Origin of the sequence: Mycobacterium kiyosense (assembly GCA_021654635.1) — a bacterium.
In the GTDB taxonomy this organism is placed as follows: Bacteria; Actinomycetota; Actinomycetes; order Mycobacteriales; family Mycobacteriaceae; genus Mycobacterium; species Mycobacterium kiyosense.
In genome coordinates, this window is sequence record AP025179.1 from 5,745,420 (window position 1) to 5,767,941 (window position 22,522).

14 protein-coding genes and 2 pseudogenes are annotated in these 22,522 nt (G+C 70.1%); 5 read left to right on the forward strand and 11 right to left on the reverse strand.

Translation table 11 applies throughout. The features are described from left to right. Positions 1-9: 9 nt before the first annotated feature. The 10 genes and pseudogenes from L6444_RS27030 to L6444_RS27075 all read right to left on the reverse strand — a co-directional run bounded on the left by L6444_RS27030 (position 10) and on the right by L6444_RS27075 (position 10,643). Entirely contained in the window at positions 10-1,692 is a 1,683-nt protein-coding gene (locus L6444_RS27030; protein WP_236978321.1) for a virulence factor Mce family protein, read from the reverse strand. Positions 1,693-1,703: 11 nt separating this feature from the next. Further along, the gene (locus L6444_RS27035) at positions 1,704-2,858 is read right to left on the reverse strand and encodes an MCE family protein (protein ID WP_236978322.1); all 1,155 of its coding nucleotides are present in this window, start codon (positions 2,856-2,858) and stop codon (positions 1,704-1,706) included. Beyond that, entirely contained in the window at positions 2,855-4,321 is a 1,467-nt protein-coding gene (locus L6444_RS27040) for a virulence factor Mce family protein (RefSeq protein ID WP_236978324.1), read from the reverse strand. Before L6444_RS27040 ends, L6444_RS27035 begins: the two co-directional genes overlap by 4 nt. Further along, on the reverse strand, positions 4,318-5,394 hold the full coding sequence (locus L6444_RS27045; protein WP_236978326.1) for a virulence factor Mce family protein: 1,077 nt from the start codon (positions 5,392-5,394) through the stop codon (positions 4,318-4,320). Before L6444_RS27045 ends, L6444_RS27040 begins: the two co-directional genes overlap by 4 nt. Next, a pseudogene (locus tag L6444_RS27050) lies at positions 5,381-6,437 on the reverse strand (MCE family protein). The gene L6444_RS27045 and the pseudogene L6444_RS27050 overlap by 14 nt, the downstream one beginning before the upstream one ends. Continuing rightward, on the reverse strand, positions 6,437-7,639 hold the full coding sequence (locus L6444_RS27055) for an MCE family protein (RefSeq protein WP_236978328.1): 1,203 nt from the start codon (positions 7,637-7,639) through the stop codon (positions 6,437-6,439). The pseudogene L6444_RS27050 and the gene L6444_RS27055 overlap by 1 nt, the downstream one beginning before the upstream one ends. A gap of 4 nt (positions 7,640-7,643) precedes the next feature. Continuing rightward, positions 7,644-8,486, reverse strand: a complete 843-nt coding sequence (locus tag L6444_RS27060) for an ABC transporter permease (RefSeq protein WP_236978332.1) — start codon at positions 8,484-8,486, stop codon at positions 7,644-7,646. Positions 8,487-8,532: 46 nt separating this feature from the next. Beyond that, positions 8,533-9,297 carry an MlaE family ABC transporter permease gene (locus tag L6444_RS27065; protein ID WP_236978333.1) on the reverse strand — a complete coding sequence of 255 codons (765 nt, stop codon included), beginning with the start codon at positions 9,295-9,297 and terminating at the stop codon, positions 8,533-8,535. A 193-nt stretch (positions 9,298-9,490) separates the two neighbouring features. Further along, on the reverse strand, positions 9,491-10,426 hold the full coding sequence (locus tag L6444_RS27070) for a 3-oxoacyl-ACP reductase (RefSeq protein ID WP_236978334.1): 936 nt from the start codon (positions 10,424-10,426) through the stop codon (positions 9,491-9,493). A 25-nt stretch (positions 10,427-10,451) separates the two neighbouring features. After that, positions 10,452-10,643, reverse strand: coding sequence for a ferredoxin (locus tag L6444_RS27075; RefSeq protein WP_180919227.1), 192 nt, complete (start codon positions 10,641-10,643; stop codon positions 10,452-10,454). Positions 10,644-10,860: 217 nt separating this feature from the next. Between L6444_RS27075 and L6444_RS27080 the strand changes: the two genes are divergently transcribed. The 5 genes and pseudogenes from L6444_RS27080 (at position 10,861) to L6444_RS27105 (ending at position 19,958) form a co-directional block, all read left to right on the forward strand. Next, positions 10,861-12,042, forward strand: coding sequence for an acyl-CoA dehydrogenase (locus L6444_RS27080; protein ID WP_236978336.1), 1,182 nt, complete (start codon positions 10,861-10,863; stop codon positions 12,040-12,042). A 36-nt stretch (positions 12,043-12,078) separates the two neighbouring features. Further along, positions 12,079-13,176: an acyl-CoA dehydrogenase family protein gene (locus L6444_RS27085; RefSeq protein WP_236978338.1), complete on the forward strand. Its 1,098-nt coding sequence runs from the start codon at positions 12,079-12,081 to the stop codon at positions 13,174-13,176. Between the two features lie 14 nt (positions 13,177-13,190). Beyond that, positions 13,191-14,695: pseudogene (gene fadD17 / locus L6444_RS27090) on the forward strand (long-chain-fatty-acid--CoA ligase FadD17). Positions 14,696-14,919: 224 nt separating this feature from the next. Beyond that, positions 14,920-15,177, forward strand: a complete 258-nt coding sequence (locus L6444_RS27100) for a hypothetical protein (RefSeq protein WP_236978340.1) — start codon at positions 14,920-14,922, stop codon at positions 15,175-15,177. 158 nt (positions 15,178-15,335) lie between these two features. Then, positions 15,336-19,958, forward strand: a complete 4,623-nt coding sequence (locus L6444_RS27105) for a PE family protein (RefSeq protein ID WP_459561263.1) — start codon at positions 15,336-15,338, stop codon at positions 19,956-19,958. An 837-nt stretch (positions 19,959-20,795) separates the two neighbouring features. Here L6444_RS27105 and L6444_RS27110 read toward each other — a convergent pair. Then, the gene (locus L6444_RS27110; protein ID WP_236978341.1) at positions 20,796-22,343 is read right to left on the reverse strand and encodes an acetolactate synthase large subunit; all 1,548 of its coding nucleotides are present in this window, start codon (positions 22,341-22,343) and stop codon (positions 20,796-20,798) included. Between the last annotated feature and the right edge of the window lie 179 nt (positions 22,344-22,522).

A 22,522-nucleotide genomic window follows, 5' to 3' on the forward strand; every position in this document is an offset into this window, starting at 1 on the left:
GCTGCTCGGCTAAAGCGGTTTGGGCGCGAGCATCAGGTCCACCCAGTTCTCGGCGCCGGCTGCGCCGGTCACGCCGGACGCGAAGATACCAGTGCCGCCCGCCGGATCCTTGAACAGGCCGGTCGACGGGTCATAGGTGGTGTAGGCCGGACCACTGGCCTGCGGTTCCGGACCGGGCGCCGGACCGGTGCCCAGCGGTGGCGGCGGCGGCTCGAGGTACTTGGGGTACGGCAGCTGCGGCGGCACCGGCGGGTAGTTCGGCGGCATGTACGACGGGTTGCCCGGCGGCGGCGGGACGTTGTTCGGCGGCGGCGGGTCGTAGGCCGGCTGATGCGGAGCCGGACCGGGGCCCGGGGTCACTCCGGGCGGCGGCGGGCCGACGATCGGGATGCCCGGGTCTGGGTCCGCACCCGGCGGAATGAAGGGGAAATGGTTGGGCGGCAGGATGTTCAGCCCGTTGGTGACCGGTGTGCCGTACGGGATCGGCGGTCCGCGCCACGGGTTGGTGCCCAGCGGCACGTACCCGCGCGGGTCACGGCACATCTGCACGGTGGGTGCCCGCTTGCCGGGGAATTCCTGGCAGGGATAGTTGCGGGCGCCACGCACCGTGGTCGGGTCGTTCTGCGCGGCCTTGCAGTACATGTCGCGCGGGACTTCGCGCACCGTCTCGTCGGCCGGTGTGCGCATCAACGGGGCCGGGATGAAGCCGGTGCTGCATGGCGGCGGGTCGTTGAGGTCCAGCTTGAAGTCCAGTTTCGCGCCCTCGTCCTGGGGTGCGCCGCCGGCCGCGGTGGTGATCGCGGCGAACAGGGCCGGGAACACGACCAGCAGCTGCTCGATCGACTTGTGATAGATCACGCCCACCCGGCCCAGGTTGGCCATGTTCGCCGCCAGCGCCGGGAACGACGGGCGGATCCCGGTGAGCGTCTCGTTGGCCTGGTCGATCGCCCCGGGCGCGATGGCCAGCGTGTCACGCAGCCGCGGGTCGGCCTGGCGGACCTCGGAGGTGAACCGCGCCAGCCCCTCGGCCAGCGTCTTGATGTCGGCGCCGGCGCGGACCTGTGCCTGCAGGAACGGCCCGGCCTGGTCGATCAGCTGCGACACCTGCGGGTAGTCGGCGTTGGCCTCGTCCACCAGCAGCCGGGCCGACTCGATCATCCTGGCCAACTCCGGACCGGTGCCGTTGGTGGCCAGGAACGCTTCGTGCAACACCTCCCGCAGCCGGGTGTCACCCAGGCTGTTGACCAGCGTCTCGGCCTTCTTCAGCAGGTCCGCGACGTCCTGACCGATGCGGGTGTTGGCGCGTTCGATCTTGGCTCCGTTACGCAGCTTGCCCGGCGCCGGATTCGCCGGGGGCACCAGGTCGATGTACTGCTCGCCGATCGCCGACACGCTCTTGACGGTGGCGGTGACGTTGGCCGGGATCGGGGTCCCGCTGTTGAGCCGCATTTGCGCGGTGACGCCGCTGGGGTTGAGCCCGACGGATTCCACCCGGCCGACGGCCACCCCCCGGTAGGTGACGTTGGCGTTCTTGTACAGCCCGCCGCCGGCCTCGAAGTCGGCGCTCACACCGTAGGTTCCGATGCCGAACGTGGCCGGCAACCGCAGGTAGAAGACGCCCATCACGGTCAGGGTGATGACCGTGATGATGGCGAATATCCACAGCTGGATTCTGGTGAGTCTGTCGATCATCTGGGCCGCCTCTACTGTGACGCCGTGCCGGGCGGGATCTTGAACGGGTCGGCCGCTTGTCCGGACAGGTTGGCCAGCTCACCCATCAGGAAGTTCGGCGCGTTGAGCACTTCGTCCATGTGCATCATGTTCGGGTCCAGCGCGTAGCTGGTGGTGAAGAACGTCTCCCCGATCCGGCGCAGGGTCAGGTCGAACGTGGTGAACACGTTGAGGTAGTCACCGCGCACCGCCTGCTTGATGCCGAAGTTGGGGAACGGGAACGTCAGCATGATCTGCAGCGACGTGACGAAGTTCTTGCGATTGTCGTTGAGCGCCTTGATCGCCGAGTACAGATCTTTGACGTCGGCGGCGAAGTCCGACTTGGTCTTGGACAGCACGTTGGAGGCGACGTTGGCCAGTCGCCGCAGCGAGCTGAACGCCTCCACGATGTGGTCACGGTTCTTGTTGAGCACGCGGATCGCTTCGGGCAGCGTGTCCAGCGTGCGACCCAGGTTGTCCTTGTCGCGCGCCAGGATCGACGAGAACCGGTCCAGCCCCTCCATCGCGCCGATGATGTCGTTGACCTGGCGGTTGAGGCCGGCGGTCAGCTCGGCCAGCCGGGGCACCAGGTCGACGAACTGGCCTTGGCGGCCGGCGACGGCCTGATACGTCTCGTCGGTGATCTCTTCCAGCGCACCGACATTGCCTTTGTTCACCACCACGCCCAGCGCCGAGAAGACCTCCTCGGTAGTCGGGAAGCGGCCGGTGTTGGCCTCGGGGATCCGCGCCCCGTTGCCCAGCCGGCCCTGCGCGGGCTTGTCGGTGGGCGCGGCCAATTCGATGTGCAGCGAACCCAGCAGCGAGGTCTGGGCAACTCTGGCGACTGCGTTGGCGGGCAGCACCACGTTTTTGTCCAGCGCCAATTTGACTGCCGCATAGAAAGATCCGTCGGCGCGCTGCTCGGCCGCGACACCGGCGACGCTGCCCACGGTGACGTCGTCGACGAACACCGGCGAGTTCTGCGGCAGGGTGGAGATGTCGGGCAGTTCCACGGTCACCGAATAGGCCCCGCTGCCGTGGCCCGCGGTTCCGGGCATGGACAACGAGTTCAAGCCGCCGAACGAGCAGCCGGCCAGCAACGTGCAGCCGACCAGCAACACGCTGCCGCGCAACAAGATTCGCCTCATCGGCCGCCCCTTGTTCGGCCGGCAACGGGCCGGGGGCGGGTCCCGGAGTGGCCCGGGGCTGCGGCAGGCGCGGCGGGACCGGGAGCTGCGGCGGGGCCGGGACCGGGCGCTGCGGCAGGGCCCGGGGCGGGACCGAAGCCCGGTGGCGAGCCCGCGGCCGGGGCCGGAGCCGCCGGCGGGTTCAACAGGCTCTGCAGGTCGGTGACGTTGCTGGGCGCCGGTCGTCCCGAACCGGGCGCAGGAATCCAGGTCAGCTCCGGAACCGGCGTCTCCGCCTTGGCCTGGGTGGCGGGCGTGTCGTAGATGATCTGGCCCTTGTAGGCGGTGATCGTGTTGATCGGGTGGAACATGATCGGCGGATAGTTCACGGTGAGCCGGCGCAGCACCGGCCCCAGCCGCTCGCGGCAGATCTCGGCGCGCCGGTAGTAGTCGGGCGCCGACGGCCCGCCCGCGGTGTCGAAGGATCCGCCGCAGATGAATTGCACCGGGTTCAGGAAGTTGGGCAGCGACAGCAGACCGTTCAGGGTGCCCTGCGCCGGGTCGTAGATGTTGTAGAAGTTCGAGATGCCGGGCCCCGCGACGTGCAGCACCTGCTCGATGTTGTCGCTCTGATCGCTCAGGGTCTGGGTGAAGTCCTTGAGTTGGTTGACAGTTTCGATCAGGTTCGAGTTGTTCTCCTGCAGAAAACCCCGCACGTCGGACAGCGCCTGGTTCAGGGTGCCCAGCGTCTGGTCGAGGTCGCGCGAGCTGTCCGCCAGCACCTGCGACACCGACGCCACATGGCCGGCGAACTGCACGATCTGCTCGTTGCTCTGGGACAGCGCGTCGACGAGAACCTGCAGATTCTTGACCGTGCTGAAAATGTCGCTACGCGAATCCCCAAGGCGCCCAGCCACTTGCGCGAGCTCGGTGAGTGCGCTGTGGAACGACTGGCCGTTGCCGTCCAGGGTGTTGGCGGCCTGGTTGATCGCCGCGCCCAGCGGACCCTGCATTTCGCCCGCGGCCGGGCTGAGCGACACCGACAGCTGGGTCAGCGCTTCCTTGACCTCGTCCCATTCCACCGGCACGCCGGTGCGGGTCAGGTCGATGACGGCACCCTCCGGTAGCACCGCGCCCCCGGTGTAGGCCGGCGTGAGCTGAATGAACCTCGCCGCCACCAGGTTCGGCGAGATGATCACGGCCTTGGCGTCCCTGGGGATCTTGACGTCGTCGGACACCTTCATGACGATCACCACGCGTTTGTCCTGCGGCTCGATCGATTCGATCTTGCCCACCGGCACACCCAGCACACGAACCTGGTCGCCCGGGTAGAGCCCGACGGCGGAGGTGAAGTACGCGGTCACCTTGCGGCCGCCGCCGCCGGCGGAGAACAGCACGTAGGCACCGCCCACCAGCGCCGCGACCAGCGCGACGATGGTGATGGTCCGCAGCCCCTTGCTGCCGAGTCGTCTGGGGCCGGTCATGGTGACTTCGGCCTGATCGTCCAGCGTTCCTGGATCATTCCGCGCAGGTAGTCGGCCAGGCTGTCGGGCAGCTTGCCGGGCTGGAAGACCACGTCGAACATGGTCGCCACCAGCGGGGCCGGGATCGCACCGAAGACGTTGACGTTGAATCCGGGACCCGAACCCACCACCTCGCCCAGGGTGGTGGCGTAGGTGGGCAGCCGCTTGAGCGCCTCGGTGATGTAGTCCCGGCGTTCGTTGAGATTGGCCAGCACCTGGTTGATCTTGGTCAGGGCCGGGCCGAACTCCCGGCGGTTGTCGTTGACGAAACCGGAGAGCTGCGCGGAGACGCCCTGGATGCCGGAGATCAGCGAACTCAGTGCGGCGCGGCGCTCGTCGAGAGCGGCGAACAACGCATCGCCGTCGTCCACCAGTTTGCGGACCTGCCCGGCCCGGTCGGACAGCACCGCCGTCACCGACTTGGCGTGCGCCAGCAGGCCCTGCAGCGCCTCGTCGCGGCTGTTCAGGGTGCGCGACAGCGTGGTGACGCCGTCCAGCGCGCCGCGCAGACCCGGGGTCGCGTCGTGCAGCGTGTCGGTGAGCACCTTCAGTGCGTGCTCGAACTGCGGCTTGTTCAGGTTGTTGGCGTTCTGGCCGAGATCCTCCAGCGCGCCGGCCAGCGTGTACGGCGTGGTGGTCCGGCTCAGCGGGATCGTGGTGGCATGCCCGGAGCCGCCCGGGCTCACCGAGATGGAGCGCTCACCGAGGATGGTGTCGGTGCGGATCGCCGCCAGCGACTGGTCGCCGACCACCACGTGGCGATCGACGCTGAACGTGACCTTGGCGCTGTCTCCGGCCAGGGCCACGTCCGACACCTTGCCCACCTTCACGCCCGACACCGTGACGTTGTTGCCCGGCGTGATGCCGCCGGCGTCGCTGAAGTAGGCGGTGTAGCTGTTGCCCTGCGGCCAGAACGGCAGGCTGGCGTAACCGAAGGCGATGAGCACGACGAAGGTGACCACCGCAAGGCCGATGATGCCGGTGCGCAGTGGATCCTGGTCGCGCTTGCTGGCCGGCTGTTTACTGCTTGGCAAAGGCACACCTCCCCTTGCTGGAGTCGACCTGGCCACCGAGTCCCAAGCGGATGTCCGAGCCGGCCGGCCCGTTGATTTTGATGGTGACCGAGCAGAAGTAGATGTTGAAGAACGATCCGTAGGTGCCGAGCGCGGCCAGCCGCAGGTAGTCCTCGCCCAGTTGCTCCACGTCGTTGTTGATCTCGGCTTTGCGGGTGTCCAACTCGGTGGCCAGCGGCCGGGCGTTCTCCAGCACACCCTGCAGCGGCCGACGCGAATTACGAAGCAGCTCAGCCAGATTCGTCGTGGTCGAGGCCAGCGGCGGGATGGCGCCGGCGATTGGATCACGGTTTTTGGCCAGCCCTTCGATCAGCTGCTGCAGTTGGTCGACGCTGGTGGAGAACTGAGCGCTGCGTGCATCGACGGTCCCCAGCACGGTGTTGAGGTTGGTGATCACGTCGCCGATGAGCTGGTCCCGCCTGCCCAGCGCCGAGGAGAAGGAACTGGTGTCGGCGAGCAGATTGGACAACGCCCCGCCCTGGCCCTGCAGCAGTTCGATCAGGGCACCGCTGATCGCGTTCACCTTGTCCGCGTCCAGCCCCTTGAGCACCGGCTTGAGCCCACCCAGCAGGGCGTCGAGGTCCAGGGCCGGCTGGGTGTGCGAGGAGTTGATGGTGCCGCCGGGCGGCAGTTTGCGCAGCTCGCCGGGCCCGGAGGTGATCTCCAAAAAACCGGTCACCGACCAGGTTCTCGTAACGGACCACCGCGCGGGTGGACGAGTACAGGGTGTAGCGCTCGTCGACGCCGAACTCGACGTCCACGGTGTTGTCCGGGTTCAGCTTGACCCCGGAGACCGCACCGACGGGCACGCCCGCGATCCGGACCTTCTGGCCGCCCTTGAGCCGGGACGCGTCCAGGAAGGTGGCGTGATACGTACGCTCCGAACCGAATCGGAAGTCGCCGAACACCACCACCAGCGCCGCACTCACCAACAGCATGACCACGGTGAAGATGCTCACCTTGATCACCATCGAGCGGTGCGACGGAACTGACCCGGCGGCCATCAGAAGTCGTCCCGTTCCGCGAGGGCGCCGTGGAAGAGGAACTGCAGCGTCGAGGGCGCGTCGAACTGGAACTCGGTGAACGGCTCGTAGGGAATCAACGCGTTGTCGGTGACCAGGAACGGCGCCCGGTAGAACGAGCCGCCGGTCTGCTTGGTCGGAATGTCGGGCAGGCCACGACAATTCGGCCCACCGGAGGCGTTGACCAGCGGCAAGCTCTCCGGATAGGTGTAGGCAGGCGAGCCGATGACGAAACTCGACGAGGTGAACAGGCCGGCCTTGCGCACGCCGAGCAGCGGGGCGAATTCCTTGACGCCACGGTCGATACCGGCCAGCAGGCAGCCGAACTCCGGTGAGTAGTCCGCGGCCACCTTCAGCGGGGCGCGCAACCGGTTGACGGTGTCGATCAGGTTCTGCTCGGCCGGGGCCAGCGTCTCATAGCCGTTGTTGGCCAAGCCGATTGCGGCCAGCAGCGTGGTGTTGAGGTTGTGCTGCTGATCCACGACCGTGCGGTTGATCGTCGGCAGGTTGTCGAACAGTGTGTTGAGGTCCGGTGCCGCGTCACCGTAGACGTTCGTCACGATGCTGGCCTTGCGGAAATCCTCCTGCAGCGTAGAAAGTTTTGGATTCGCTTGGCGGGTAAGGGTATTGAGGCCCGTCAGCAGCGACCCGAGGTCGTCGCCGTGGCCGCGCAGACCCTCGGACAAGGCGCTCAGCGTTCCGTTCAGTTCCACCGGGTCGACCTTGTGCAGCAGGTTGATCAGCGACTGGAACAGCGTGTTGACTTCCAGCTGCACCGCCGATGCCTGCACCTGTGCGCCCGGCCGCAGCGAGGTGGCGGCCGGGTCCTTAGGAGCAATGAACTCCACCGACTTGGCGCCGAAGATGGTGTTGCCGGCGATATGCACGGTCGCGTTCGACGGAATCCAGTGCAGATCACCGCTGTAGATGGCCAGCTTCAACCGGGCCTGGTCGCCGCTATAGGAGATGTCCTCGACCTTGCCGACCTGGATGCCGCGGAACTTGACCTTGGCGCCCTGCTCCATCACCAGGCCGGCGCGCTGCGACGAGACGGTGACGGTTTCCACCGGGGTGAAGTACGCGGTGTAGGACAGGTAGGTCAGCACGGCCGAGGCCACCAGCAGCCCCGCGAGCACCGCCGCGGCCACCCGGCCCGCGGTCTTACGTGATTGCGTATCTGACATCGCCTCAGCCCGAAAGGTTGAAGTTGCCGGTCGCGCCGTAGACGGCGAGCGAGATGAACAGGGTGATGACCACGACCACGATCAGCGAAGTGCGCACCGCCTGGCCGACGGCGACGCCCACCCCGACCGACCCGCCGCTGGCGTTGTAGCCGTAGTAGGTGTGCACCAGCATCACCGCGATCGCCATCGCGATGGCCTGCAGGAACGACCACAGCAGATCGGACGGGATCAGGAAGGTGTTGAAGTAGTGGTCATAGAGGCCCGCGGACTGGCCGTTGACGAACACCGTGGTGAACCGGGCGGCGAAGAACGCGGCGAGCACCGACAGCGAATACAGCGGAACGATCGCGACCAACCCCGCGACCAACCGGGTCGACACCAGATACGTCACCGAGTGCACCGCCATGCATTCGACGGCGTCGATCTCCTCGGATACCCGCATCGCGCCGAGCTGGGCGGTGGCGCCGGCGCCGATGGTGGCCGCCAGCGCGATGCCGGCGATCACCGGCGCGACGACGCGGACGTTGAGGAAGGCGGACAGGAACCCGGTGAGCGCCTCGATGCCGATATTGCCCAGCGACGAATAACCCTGCACCGCGATGACGCCGCCGGAGGCCAGGGTCAGGAACGCCGCCACCCCGACCGTGCCGCCGATCATCACCAGCGCGCCGGCGCCCAGCGTCATCTCGGCGATCAGCCTGATCGTTTCCTTGCGATACCGGGTGATGGCGCTGGGGACGAAGCGCAAGGTATCCCCGTAGAACAGCGCCTGCTCGCCGAAGTTGTCGACCGGTTCGGCGAACCTTGAGAAGAAGCGCTTGAAGCGGAGGGTGGAGTCGTAGCTCATCGCATCAACACCATCGCCGCTGCGTCGCCCATCGTTACGGTCATCCCTACTTGGCCGAGATTCTGACGCCGATGGCCGTCATGACCACGTTGATGACGAACAAGCAGATGAATGCGTAGACGACGGTTTCGTTGACCGCGTTGCCGACCCCCTTGGGGCCGCCCTTGACGGTGAGCCCGCGGTAGCACCCGACCAGTCCCGCCATCACCCCGAACAGGAGCGCCTTGACTTCGGCGAGGATCAGCTCGCGCAGACCGGTCAGCACGGTCAGGCCGTTGATGAAGGCGCCCGGGTTCACGCCCTGTAGGAAGACCGAGAACGCGTAGCCCCCGGACAGCCCGATGATGCACACCAGGCCGTTGAGCAGCAGGGCGACCAGTGTGGAGGCCAGCACCCGGGGCACCACCAGCCGCTGAATGGGGTCGATGCCGAGCACCCGCATCGCGTCGATTTCCTCACGGATGGTGCGCGCGCCCAGGTCCGCGCAGATCGCGGTGGCGCCGGCGCCGGCCACCACCAGCACGGTCACGATCGGCCCGAGCTGGGTGATGGTGCCGAAAGCCGTGCCCGCACCGGACAGGTCGGCCGCGCCGATCTCGCGCAACAGGATGTTCAGGGTGAAGGCGACGAGCACGGTGAACGGGATGGACACCAACAGCGTCGGCACCAGCGAGACCCGCGCGACCATCCAGGTCTGCTCCATGAACTCCTGGAACTGAAACGGCCGCCGAAAGGCGGCACGCGCTGTCTCGATCGACATCTCGAAAAATCCACCGACCGCACGGGCCGGTACGGCAAGTCGCTGCAACAACCGGGTCCCCCAATCTGCGGCTCGCGGCGTAGTTTTCGTGACCGGAACACACCGTTGGATGACTCGTTGCTTGGTGTGAGCGCGCTCATAGTAACTAGAACATGTTCGGGGTGTCGATGAACCCCGATATTTTTGCGGCAATAATGTCTAGCTGGTACTTCTCCTCCACAGACGCGCAATAAGGGCGATCCGGTCAGTCCATCAAATGGGTGGCGGCGAAGGTCACTTCCGGGTCCCGGCCGGCGAAGTAGCCCTGCAATGTGGTGCTCAGCTGGGCGGGATCCCAGGCCGCCGCGCCGGCGTCGAAGCGCTGCTCCACCGTCGGCGCGGCGACCAGTGTGACGCGCGGGCCGTACACGATGAACACCTGACCGTTGACCTCCGCGGCCGCCGGTGACGCCAGGAATCCGACCAGGGTGACCACGTGCTCGGGAGACAGCGGGTCCACCTCAGCGTCTTCGGGGGCGGCGCCGAACACGTCGGCGGTCATCGCGGTGCGGGCGCGCGGCGCGATCGCGTTGGCGCACACCCCGTACCGTCCCAGCCCGCGCGCGGCGGTCAGGGTGAGCGAGATGATGCCGGCCTTGGCGGCCCCGTAGTTGGCCTGCCCCACCGGTCCGACCAGGCCGGCCTCCGAGGAGGTGTTGATGATGCGGCCGAAGACCCGGCCCTCCTTGGTGTCTTTCGCCTTGGCGCGCCAATAGGTTGCGGCGTTGCGGGTGAGCAGGAAGTGGCCGCGCAGGTGCACGGCGATCACCTGGTCCCAGTCCTCGTCGGTCATGTTGAACAACATCCGGTCGCGGGTGATGCCGGCGTTGTTCACCACGATGTTCAGGCCACCCAGGCCGTCGGCCGCGGTGAGCAGGTCGTCGGCGGTGGACCGCGCGCTGATGTCGCCGGCCACCGCCACACCCTTGGAACCGGCCGCCTTGATCTCGTCGAGCACGTCGGAGGACTCCAGCGCCGGGGCGATGTCGTTGACGACGACGGTCGCGCCGAGTCGGGCCAGGCCGATCGCCTCGGCGCGGCCCAGGCCCGCCGCGGCGCCGGTCACCACGGCGACCTTGCCGGACAGATCGGTTGCGCTCGCCTCGCCGGCCGGAGCAGCGGGGTCAGTGGGTGCAGTCAATTTATGAATACCTCTAGTTTCGGTGTCAGTCTTCTCTTAGCAGGGCGGCGCGGGGGCATTCGGCGATCGACTGCTCAGCCAGATCCTCCTGGTCGGCCGGAATCGGATCCGTCTTGACCACGGCGTAGTCCTCGTCGTCCAGGTCGAAGATATCCGGCGCTATTCCCACGCAAACGGCATTACCTTCGCAACGGTCACGGTCTACTTTCACTCGCACGGCATCCTCCTTGAACTTGGGCTGGAAGTTGGGGAACACGCCTCTTTCGTCGGCAAATCAGTATGCAGCACCACCATAGAACGCACGCCCGCCTGAACAAACGGTCGCTGGATTCCCAGACTAGAACGTGTTACAACCGGGGTGACGAATGGGTGGCCGCCGCGCGTGTCAGGTGCCTGCCCTCAGACGGACGATCGCTCGATCGGAGGCGGCGGGAATGCAGATCAGTTACACCCCTGAACAGGAGGAGCTGCGTCGCGAGCTGCGTTCGTACTTCACCGCGCTGATGACCCCGGAACGTCGGGAGGCGCTGACCTCGACGCAGGGCGAGGTGGGAACCGGCACCGCATACCGGGACACGGTGGCCCAGATGGGCAAGGACGGCTGGCTCACCCTGAACTGGCCCAAGGAGTACGGCGGCCAGGACCGCTCCCCGATGGACTCGCTGATCTTCACCGACGAGGCGGCCGTCGCCGGTGTGCCGGTGCCGTTTTTGACCATCAACAGTGTGGCGCCGACCATCATGGCGTTCGGCACCGAGGAGCAGAAGAAGTTCTTCCTGCCCAAGATCGCCGCCGGCGAGCTGCACTTCTCCATCGGCTACTCCGAGCCCGAGGCCGGCACCGACCTGGCGAACCTGCGTACCACTGCGGTGCGCGACGGCGACGACTACGTGATCAACGGCCAGAAGATGTGGACCAGTCTGATCGCCTACGCCGACTGGGTGTGGCTGGCGGTGCGCACCAACCCCGAAGCCAAGAAGCACCGCGGCATCTCGATGTTGGTGGTGCCCACCACCGCCGAAGGTTTCTCGTGGACGCCGGTGCACACCATGGCCGGTGTGGACACCAGCGCCACCTATTACTCGGACGTGCGGGTCCCGGTGACAAACCTGATCGGCGAGGAGAACGGCGGCTGGAAGCTGGTGACCAACCAGCTCAACCACGAGCGGGTCGCCCTGGTGTCGCCGCAGCCGATCTTCCTGGCGCTGCGCGAGGTTCGGGAGTGGGCGCAGAACACCAAGGACGACGGCGGCGCCCGGTTGATCGACTCGGAGTGGGTGCAGCTCAACCTGGCCCGGGTGCACGCCAAGGCCGAGGTGCTCAAGCTGATCAACTGGGAGCTGGCCTCGGCATCCAGTGAAGCCCTGAACCCGGCGGATGCGTCCGCGGCCAAGGTGTTCGGCACCGAGCTGGCCACCGAGGCCTACCGGCTGCTGATGGAGGTGCTCGGCACGGCGGCCACGCTGCGCCAGGACTCCCCCGGTGCACTGCTGCGCGGCCGGGTCGAGCGGATGCACCGGGCGTGTCTGATCCTGACCTTCGGCGGCGGCACCAACGAGGTCCAGCGCGACATCATCGGCATGGTTGCGCTCGGCCTGCCGCGAGCCAACCGCTGATTCCCCTCTTTTTCCTCTCCAAAGGACGGTCCCCCCATGGATTTCTCGACGACCGAAGCGGCCCAGGACCTCGGCGGCCTGGTCGACAGCATCGTGAACTCGGTGTGCACCGCCGAGCACCAGCGTGAGCTCGACAAGCTGGACCAGCGCTTCGACCGGGACCTGTGGCGCAAGCTGGTCGACAGCGACATCCTGACCAGCGCGGCCGCCACCCAGGTGGGTGGCGATGGTTTCGGGGTGCTCGAGCAGGTCGCCATTCTGGTGGCGTTGGGTCACCAGTTGGCGGCGGTGCCGTATCTGGAGTCGGTGGTGTTGGGCTCCGGTGCGCTGGCCCGGTTCGGTTCTGAAGAGCTGCAACAGGATTGGGGCCGTGCCGCGGTGAGCGGCGAGAAGGTGCTGACGGTCGCGCTGGACGGTGAGATGGGCGAAGGGCCGGTGCGGGCGGTGAGCTCTGGTGACGGTTACCGACTCACCGGGACCCGCACGCAGGTGAGCTACGGCCCGGTCGCCGACGCTTTCCTGGTTCCCGCCGAAACCGATTCCGGCACAGTGGTATTCCTCGTCGCCGCCGATGACCCAGGGGTGACGGTGACGCCGCTGCGCACCACGGGTCTGGGCAGCGTCGGGCATCTGGCGCTGGACGGCACCGAAGTGCCGGTGGCCCGCAAGGTAGGTGACGCGGTGACGGTGGCGTGGCTGCGGCTGATCTCCGCGTTGGGTCGCAGCGCCTACCAGCTCGGCGTGCTCGAGCGCGGCCTGCAGATGACGGCCGAATATGCGCGCACCCGGGAGCAGTTCGACCGCCCGATCGGCAGCTTCCAGGCGGTGGGTCAGCGACTGGCCGACGGTTACATCGACGTCAAGGGCCTGCGGTTGACGCTGACCCAGGCCGCCTGGAAAGTGTCCGAGGACATTCCGGCCGAGGTCGACGTGGCGTCCGCGGCGTTCTGGGCCGCCGATGCCGGGCACCGGGTGGCACACAGCATCGTGCATGTCCACGGCGGCGTCGGCGTCGACACCGACCATCCGGTGCACCGATACTTCTTGGCGGCCAAGGAAATCGAGTTCGCGCTGGGCGGCGCCACTGGTCAGCTGCGCCGGATCGGACGCGAGCTAGCCGAGACCCCGGCTTAACCCGGTCGCGCGCGTTGACCGAGCCCACCGTCACCGACCTGCTGGTGCCGCTGGCCGAAATCGAGGACCGCGGCGTCTATTTCGAGGACACCTTCACCAGTTGGCGGGAGCACCTGCGGGACGGCGCTGCCCTGGCGGCTGCGTTGCGTGCCCGGTTCGATCCCGCGCGGCCGCCGCATGTCGGGGTGCTGTTGGAGAACACGCCGTCGTTCTCGGCGGCGCTGGTTGCCGCCGGGCTGTCCGGCATCGTCCCGGTGGGCCTGAACGCGGTGCGCCGCGGCGCGGCACTGATCCGCGACATCCGGCACGCCGACTGCCAACTGGTGCTGGCCGATGCGAATTCGGCTGCCGCGCTGGGTGATACCGAATACATCGACGTGGATTCGGCGGAGTGGGCCGAGGAGGTGGCCGCCTACCGGGACGCCGAGTTTCGGTTCCAATCCGCTTCTGCGGCAGATCTATTCATGCTGATTTTCACGTCGGGCACCAGTGGTGAACCTAAAGCGGTGAAGATCACCCACCGCAAGGTGGCCAGCGCCGGCCTGGGCATGGCAATGCGATTCGGCCTGGATGCCGACGACGTCTGCTATGTGTCGATGCCGTTGTTCCATTCCAACGCCGTGCTGGTGGGCTGGGCGGTCGCGGCGGCCTGCCGGGGCTCGATGGCGTTGCGGCGCAAGTTCTCTGCGTCGGGTTTTCTGCCAGACGTGCGCCGCTACGGCGCCACCTACGCCAACTACGTGGGCAAGCCGTTGTCCTATGTGCTGGCCACCCCCCGAGCAGCCCGACGACGCCGACAATCCGCTGCGCGCGGTCTACGGCAACGAGGGCGTTCCCCGCGACATCGAGCGCTTCGCCCGCCGCTTCGGTTGCCGGGTGCAGGACGGCTTCGGTTCCACCGAGTTGGGGGGTGGCCATCGCCCGGCTACCCGGCACTCCGCCGGGGTCGCTGGGGCCGCTGCCCGACGGGGTGGCGATCCTGCATCCCGAAACCGGACAGCCCTGCCCGCCGGGTGTGGTCGGCGAACTGGTGAACACCGCCGGCGCCGGCGGCTTCGAGGGCTACTACAACGACGCGGCCGCCGAGGCCGAGCGGATGCGCGGCGGCGTGTACCACAGCGGCGACCTGGCCTACCGCGACGAAGACAACTACGTGTATTTCGCTGGGCGACTAGGCGACTGGATGCGAGTCGACGGCGAGAATTTGGGCACCGCTCCCATCGAGGCAGTGCTGCTGCGCCATCCCGCGGTGACCGAGGTCGCGGTGTATCCGGTGCCCGACCCGGTGGTCGGCGACCGGGTGATGGCCGCTGTGGTGCTGGCGCCCGGTACCGGTTTCGACGCCGACGAGTTTCGCGCGTTCCTGGCCGAGCAGTCCGACCTCGGTCCCAAGCAGTGGCCGTCGTACGTGCGGGTCAGTACGGGGCTGCCCGGGACGGTGACCTTCAAAGTCCTCAAGCGACAGCTGTCGGCAGAGGGCGTGGACTGCGGCGAACCGGTGTTCGAGATTCGCCGGTAGGCGAGTCGAATCGCGGTCCTCGAGAACCCCTTTCAGCGGCGTCGACAGCCCCGTTCGGGGTTGCGTGGTCGCTGGTGCGTCCGATTGCGCGCGAATCCGGCCCGGCTTCACCGCGTTCGGTCAGACCAACTGGCCGCTGGCCCGGCAGGCACGGGTCGCCGCCAGCTCCACCGGACACCTGGCGCCGATCGGTGAATCTGCTTGTTCCCGAGCATCGTTGGGGGTTGTCCGGTGCCGGCTTCGCCGCGAAGAGCGGCTGGGGCCCCGGCGTCAGCGGCGACGACTACCTGGTCCGCCAGTTCGGCATGGTGCCCGCCGGCTCGACGCGCCTCGGTGTCGCCCTGGCCGCCGAGGCACCGAAGTTCGAGTCGGGCGTAGCTGTGCTCGACCAATTGGTGGAGTGGTTTATCCACCATTTGTTGGACCTCACGAAAATGTTTTCTGATTCAAATTTGATTTGGCGTTCTAGAACAGCACTCTAGAATCTGAACCCGCAAATATTCACTCGAAATACATTGCAAAATAAAATCTTCCGAACTTCATCATCCATTCGGCAGCTGCGTAATACTATCCCCGCATAAATAGCTGCGTCGCCATCGAGTGTTGCTGGCCCGCACTTCGAGCGACGGGAAATGTTGCCATGTCATTCGTCTCGATTTCACCCGACTTTGTGGCGGCGACGGCCGGCGAAGTGGCCAGAGTCGGCTCCACGATCGAAGCGGCCAACTCGGCGGCCGCAGCGTCCACGACACACATCCTGACCGCCGCCGCTGACGAGGTGTCCACGCGCATCGCAGCGCTGTTCGGCTCCTACGGCCAGGAGTATCGGGCGATCAGCGACCAGGTGGCTGCCTATCACAGCCAGTTCGTCGCCACGCTCAACGCCGGCTCCGGCGCTTACGCCACGGCTGAGGCACTCAACGCCGAACAGGCCCTGTTGGACGTCATCAACGCACCGACCCAAACCCTGTTGGGACGACCGTTGATCGGCAACGGCGCGAACGCCACCACGCCGGGCGGCGCCGGCGGTGCGGGCGGGATTCTTTACGGCAACGGCGGCAACGGCGCGGCCGGAACCGCCGGGCAGGCCGGCGGCGCCGGGGGCGCAGCGGGATTGTGGGGCAACGGCGGAACCGGAGGCACCGGCGGCGCGGGCGGCGCAACCGGAGGCGCCGGCGGCGCGGCCGGGCTGCTGTTCGGTGTGGGCGGCGCCGGCGGTGTGGGCGGCACCGGTGGCGGTACCGGTGGAGCGGGCGGCAGCGGCGGCTGGCTCTGGGGCGGCGGCGGAACCGGCGGAACCGGCGGGTTCGGGGGCGGTACCGGCGGCGCGGGCGGTCGCGCCGAGCTGCTGTGGGGTACCGGCGGTGCGGGTGGTGACGGCGGGGCGGGCACCGACGCGTCGGCCGGCGGCAGCGCCGGCGCCGGCGGCACCGGCGGTCATGGGGGCGGCGGCGGACTGTTCGCCGGTGGCGGGGCCGGCGGCAATGGTGGAGCCGGTGGGGCCGGCGCGGCGGGCAGCACCGGCACCGCGGTCGGGAACAGCGGCGGGGGCGGCGGTGCCGGTGGCAATGGGGCGCCGGCGGCCAGGGCGCTGTGTTCTTCGGGGCGGGTGGACACGGTGGCCTGGGCGGTTCCGGCGGCGTCGGCGGTCTGGGGGTCACGGCGGCGACGGCAGCGTGGCCGGTCTCGGCGGTATCGGCGGGGCCGGTGGAACCGGGGAACCGGCGGACACGCCGGTCAGGGCGGCGCGGGCGGTTCCGGTCAGTTGTTCAGCGCCGCAGGCTCGGTGGGTGCTGCCGGTATGGGCGGTCTGGGTGGCGACGGTGGCGCAGGAGGCGCCGGCAGCAACGGTGGTGCTGCAGCAGCGGGGACAGGCGCGGCCGGCGGCACGGGCTTCGCCGGCGGCGTAGGTGGCGCCGGCGGTGCGGGCGGTGATTCCGGCGCGGGCGGGGTCAATGGTTCCGGCGGCCGCGGCGGGGCCGGTGGCCTCGGCGGCGTGGGAGGCAACGGCGGCTCTGGCACCGTCGGCGGCTCCGACGGGGGCGCCGGCGGAGACGGCGGCCAGGGCGGTGCCGCAGGTGCCGGCGGGGCGGCCGGGACCGGCGGCAGCGGCGGCACCTCGGGCAACGCGGGCACCGGAGGCCATGGTGGCGACGGCGGCAAGGGCGGCGCGGGCAGCAAGGGTGCCAACGCGGCCGCAGGCTCGGGCGCGACGGGGCAGACCGGGTTCCGTGGCGGCGCGGGCGGCCAGGGTGGCGCAGGCGGCGACACGTTCCTGGGCGGAACCAACGGCACCGGCGGCACCGGGGGCTCAGGCGGGGGCGGCGGCCAGGGCGGCACTGGTGCGGCCGGCTTGACCTCGGGCGGTGACGGCGGCGCCGGCGGTGGCGGCGGCGACGCGGGCGCGGGCGGTAACGCCGGATCTGGCGGCTCGGGCGGCGCCGTCGGGAAGGCCGGCACCGGCGGCAGTGGCGGAGCCGGCGGCGACGGTGGCGCCGGTGCGGTGGGGATCGGCGTCGGTCAGGGCGGCTTCACCGGTGGTGACGGCGGCGTGGGCGGCGACGGCGGTTCGGCGGGTGAAGGCGGCACCAACGGCGCGGGTGGTGCCGGCGGCCACGGCGGCAACGGCGGTGCCGGGAAGGCGGCCGCCAACGGTTTCGGTGGCACCGGCGGACTCGGCGGTGACGGCGGCAACGGCGGCAATGGCGGCAAAGCGGGCGACGGGGCCGGCGCCGTGGCCGGCGGCGGCGCCGCCGGTACCGGTGGCGACGGAGGCGCGGGCGGCCGCGGTGGCGACGGCAGCCTCAACCGGGGCGGCGGCGACGGCGGTCAGGGCGGTCGCGGTGGTCAGGGTGGCATCGGCGGCCTGGACACCGGCTCTGCCGGCAGCGCCGTCAGCGGAACCGGTGGCAACGGCGGACTCGGCGGGAACGGCGGCACCGGCGGCAATGGCTCGGTCGGCACCGCCGGCATGGGCGGCGCCGGCGGGGCGGGCGGCGAGGCCGGTACCGGCGGTGTGGCCAATACCGGTGGCGTCGAAGGAAACGCCGGCACCGGCGGCGCCGGAGGCAACGGCGGAGACGGTGGAGTCGGCAGCGCCGCCGGGGGTGCCGGTCAGAACGGCTACCAGGGCGGCGACGGAGGTCGGGGCGGCGACGGCGGCGCCGCGGCCGCCGGTGGCACCAACGGAGCCGGCGGTGCGGGCGGGCACGGCGGAAACGGTGGTGCGGGCAAGGCTGCGGCCAACGGGTTCGGCGACACCGGCGGGCAGGGCGCCGACGGCGGGCAAGGCGGCGACGGCGGCAACGCCGGCTCCGGAGTGGGCGCGGCCGCCAGCGGCGGTGCGGCCGGTACCGGCGGCAACGGCGGCGACGGCGGCCGCGGCGCCGACGGCGGCCTCAACCAAAGCGGCGGCCAGGGCGGTCACGGCGGCCAGGGTGGCCGTGGCGGTCAGGGCGGCCTCGACACCGCTGCCAGCAGCAGCGCCGCCAGCGGAACCGGCGGTGACGGCGGCCGCGGCGGAGCTGGCGGTACCGGGGGTACCGGCACGGTCGACACCGCAGGAATGGGCGGCACCGGCGGGTTCGGCGGGGACGCCGGCGCCGGCGGTCTGGCCAACATCGGCGGGACCGAAGGCAGCGCCGGCAACGGTGGCAGAGGCGGAGACGGCGGCAACGGTGGCATCGGTGCCGCAGGCACTGCTCCGGGCCAAGCGGGTTATCAGGGTGGTGAAGGCGGTCTCGGCGGCAACGGCGGCTATGCCGGCGCGGGCGGTATCAACGGCGCCGGCGGCAACGGCGGTAACGGCGGTGACGGCGGTGCCGGTAAAGCGGCCGCCAACGGCTTCAGCGGGACCGGCGGCCAGGGCGGCGACGGCGGCGACGGCGGGGCCGGCGGAATCGCTGGATCGGGCACTGGCGGGGTCGCCAGCGGTGGCGCAGCGGGTACCGGCGGCGACGGCGGCGCTGGTGGCCGGGGTGGTGACGGTGGCATCAACCAAGTCGGTGGCGACGGTGGCAACGGCGGCCGCGGCGGCCAGGGCGGCGCCGGCGGCATCAACACTCCCGTAGCCGGCGGTGCCACCAGCGTCGCGAGTGGCACCGGCGGCGACGGCGGCCGCGGCGGCGACGGCGGTACGGGTGGCGCCGGCACCGCCACCAACGCGGGCTCCGGCGGCAACGGCGGACAGGGCGGCGACGCAGGCGCGGGCGGCCTCCCCAACCTCGCCGGTACCGTCGGTAACGCCGGCACCGGCGGCGACGGCGGCACCGGCGGGTCCGGCGGAAACGGCAACGACGGTCCCAATCTCGGCCAGAACGGCTTCTACGGCGGCAGCGGCGGCCAGGGCGGTGGCGGTGGCAACGCCGGTGTCGGCGGCACCAACGGCGACGGGGGCGCGGGCGGGCGAGGCGGCAACGGCGGCGACGGCAAAGTCGGCGCCAACGGCGTCGCCACCTCCGGAAGCGACGGCGGGTACGGCGGCAATGGCGGGGCCGGCGGCGACGGCGGCAACGCGGGTACCGGCAGCGGCGCGAGCGGCAGCGGCGGGGCCGGCGGGCTGGGCGGCAACGGCGGCGACGGCGCGCGGGGCGGAACCGGAGATGCCTACTTCGAGGGCGGCTTCGGCGGCAGCGGCGGCGAAGGAGGCCAGGGCGGCAGAGGCGGTCTCAACACCGATGGCGTCAGCAGCGTCACCAGTGCCAACGGCGGTAACGGTGGCACCGGCGGTACCGGCGGCACCGGCGGAGCCGGGTCCTGGGGCCCGCCGGGAGCGGCGGCACGGGTGGCATCGGCGGCGACGCGGGCGCGGGCGGTGACGCGAACGTCGGCGGCGCGCAGGGCTTCGCCGGTACCGCCGGCGACGGCGGTCAGGGCGCCGGCGGCACCGGATCCAACGGCGCTACCGGTACCGGCAACGACGGCGCGGGCGGCGGCACCGGTGGCCGCGGCGGCGACGGCGGCCGGGCCGGTGTCGGGGGCGCCAACGGCAACGGCGGGGCCGGTGGCCGCGGCGGCGACGGGGGTGACGGCGCCGGGGTGGACATCGTCGGCGGCGGTCCTGGCGGGCACGGCGGGAACGGCGGCGACGGTGGTCAAGGCGGCTTCGCCGGCAATGGTGCCGGCGCGACCGCTCTCGGTGGTGCCGCGGGCACCGGCGGGAACGGCGGCGACGGCGGTCGCGGCGGTGACGGCACGGCGAGCCAGACCGGCGGCCTGGGCGGTGACGGTGGCCGCGGGGGCGCGGGCGGCATCGCCGGCCTGAACTCCGGCGGAAACGGCAGTGTCGTCAGCGGTCTCGGCGGCAACGGCGGCAACGGCGGCACCGGTGGCACCGGTGGCGACGGGTCTGGCGGCGTCGTGGGCGCCGGCGGCCGGGGTGGCCTCGGCGGCGACGCCGGCGACGGCGGAGTGGCCAACACCGGCGGCGCCGACGGCAACGCCGGAGTCGGCGGTGACGGCGGCAACGGCGGTCGCGGCGGCAACGGCCTCAACGGCAATGTGGGCGGCCGCGGAGGCAACGGCGGCGGCGGCGGATCGGCGGCACTGGGCGGCACCAACGGCAGCGGTGGCGACGGCGGCAACGGCGGGCAGGGCGGCGCCGGTACCCAAGGCGCGAGCGGCACCGGCGGCACCGGCTCACCCGGCGGCACCGGCGGTGACGGTGGAGATGGCGGCAACGGCGGTGCGGGCAGCGGTGCGCCCGGCAATGGCGGCGACGCGGGCAACGGCGGCGCCGGAGGGGACGGTGGCAAGGGTGGTTACGGGTCGAACGCGAATAGGGGCGGCAACGGTGGCAGCGGCGGACATGGCGGCGAGGGCGGCCACGGCGGCCACCCCAGCGCGGGCGGCACCGGCGGGGAGGGGCGACGGCGGCACCGGTGGCACCGGCGGCGACGGCGGCGATTCGCAGTACGACCAAGCGGGCAATGGCGGCACGGGCGGCAACGGTGGCGACGGCGGTAACGGCGTCGGCTCGCCCGGCGGCACCGGCGGCAGCGGCGGCAGCGGCGGCCACGGCGGCACAAGCGGTGGCAACCTCAACGGCACGGGTGGCTCGGCCGGCAGCCCCGGCCACCACGGCCAGGTCAGCTGAGCACGGCTACCCCAGCAGCGACGGCACCACCGCGTCGATCAGGTGCGGACCGGGTTCGGCGAAGGCGTCCCGCAGCGCCTCAGCCAGCTCCTCGGCCGTCGTGGCCCGCCGCGCCGGCACCCCCATGCCTTGCGCGATATGCACGAAATCCATTGTGGGACGGGATATGTCGAGCAGGTCCAGCGCCTTGGGGCCGGGGGCCGACCCGGCGCCGACGCGTTGTAGCTCCAGTCGCAGGATGTCGTACCTGCCGTTGTTGTAGATCACGGTGGTGACGTCGAGGTTCTCTCGCGCCTGGGTCCACAATCCCGAAATCGTATACATGGCAGAGCCATCCGATTCCAGGCACAGCACCGGGCGGTCGGGGGCGGCGACGGCGGCGCCGACCGCGGTCGGGATGCCGTAGCCGATCGCCCCGCCGGTCAGGGTGAGCCAGTCATGGGCGGGCGCGCCGGCGGTGGCCGCGGGGAGCAGCAGGCCCGAGGTGTTCGACTCGTCGACGACGATGGCCCGTTCCGGCAGCAGCGCACCGACCACGTCGGCCGCCGACGCCGCCGTCAACGCACCCGACGGCAGCGCCGGACGCGATGCGGCCGCTACCGGAGCGCAGACGCCGGGCGCCACTTCGTCGGCCAATGCCGTCAAAGCTGCTGCGGCACCGCCGAATTCGGCGAGCGCATGGACTTCGCAGCCAGCCGGCACCAGATCGCTGGGCATGTCGGGGTAGGCGAAGAACGACACCGGGGACTTGGCACCGGCCAGCACCAGATGCTTGCTTCCGGTCAACTGCGCGGCGGCGGCTTCGGCGAAGTAGCCGAGTCGTTCGATCGCGGGCACCCCGGCGCCGCGCTCCAGCCGGGTGGGGAATGTCTCGCACAACAATCGGGCCCCGGTTGCTGCGCCGATCCGTGCTGCAGCGGCCAGGCCGGCGGCGCGGGTGGCGTCTCCCCCGACCAGGATCGTGGTGGGTTCGCCGCTGCGCAGCACCTCGGCCACTGCTCGCACGTCTGCGGGAGCCGCGGCCGCGCTCACCGCCACCGGTGTAACCGGTTGCCCGCCTTCGGACCACGAGGTGTCGGCGGGCAGAATCAACGTCGAGATATGCGAGTTCGAGAGGCTGGTGGCAATCGCTTCGGCGGCATCAGCGCCGACTTCGGCAGCGGTGGCGGTGCGGCGCACCCAGCCCGAGACGGTGCCGGCGACCGAATCGATGTCGGATTCCAGTGGGGCGTCGTACTTCTTGTGGTAGGTGGCGTGGTCGCCGACCACCACCACCATGGGCACCCGGGCGCGACGCGCGTTGTGCAGGTTGGCCAGACCGTTGCCCAGTCCGGGTCCCAGGTGCAGCAGCACCGCGGCGGGCCGACCGGCGATGCGCGCATAGCCGTCGGCGGCACCGGTGGCCACACCCTCGAAAAGGGTTAGCACGCCACGCATTTGGTCGACTGTGTCCAGGGCGGCGACGAAGTGCATCTCCGAGGTGCCCGGGTTGGAGAAACACACGTCGACCCCGCCGTCGACCAAGGTCTTGATCAGCGCCTGGGCACCGTTCATCGGTCCGCCTTTCCTGGGTGCATTTCGCGTGGGTCTTGCGGCGGCGCCGGCAGTTTGAACACCCGCTCGGCATTGCCGTGCACGACGTCTCGGCGAGACTGTTCTCCGAGTCCGAGTTCACTGCGCAGTAACCGCTGGGTTGGATGCTGCATCCACACGTCGATCGTCATCGCGCCTTG

Coding starts and splice junctions, on each gene's coding strand:
- L6444_RS27085 (WP_236978338.1), top strand. CDS start 12,079: ATGGATTTCTCGACGACCGAAGCGGCCCAGGACCTCGGCGGCCTGGTC.
- L6444_RS27105 (WP_459561263.1), top strand. CDS start 15,336: ATGTCATTCGTCTCGATTTCACCCGACTTTGTGGCGGCGACGGCCGGC.
- L6444_RS27040 (WP_236978324.1), bottom strand. CDS start 4,321: ATGACCGGCCCCAGACGACTCGGCAGCAAGGGGCTGCGGACCATCACC.
- L6444_RS27110 (WP_236978341.1), bottom strand. CDS start 22,343: ATGAACGGTGCCCAGGCGCTGATCAAGACCTTGGTCGACGGCGGGGTC.
- L6444_RS27055 (WP_236978328.1), bottom strand. CDS start 7,639: ATGTCAGATACGCAATCACGTAAGACCGCGGGCCGGGTGGCCGCGGCG.
- L6444_RS27035 (WP_236978322.1), bottom strand. CDS start 2,858: ATGAGGCGAATCTTGTTGCGCGGCAGCGTGTTGCTGGTCGGCTGCACG.
- L6444_RS27030 (WP_236978321.1), bottom strand. CDS start 1,692: ATGATCGACAGACTCACCAGAATCCAGCTGTGGATATTCGCCATCATC.
- L6444_RS27080 (WP_236978336.1), top strand. CDS start 10,861: ATGCAGATCAGTTACACCCCTGAACAGGAGGAGCTGCGTCGCGAGCTG.
- L6444_RS27060 (WP_236978332.1), bottom strand. CDS start 8,486: ATGAGCTACGACTCCACCCTCCGCTTCAAGCGCTTCTTCTCAAGGTTC.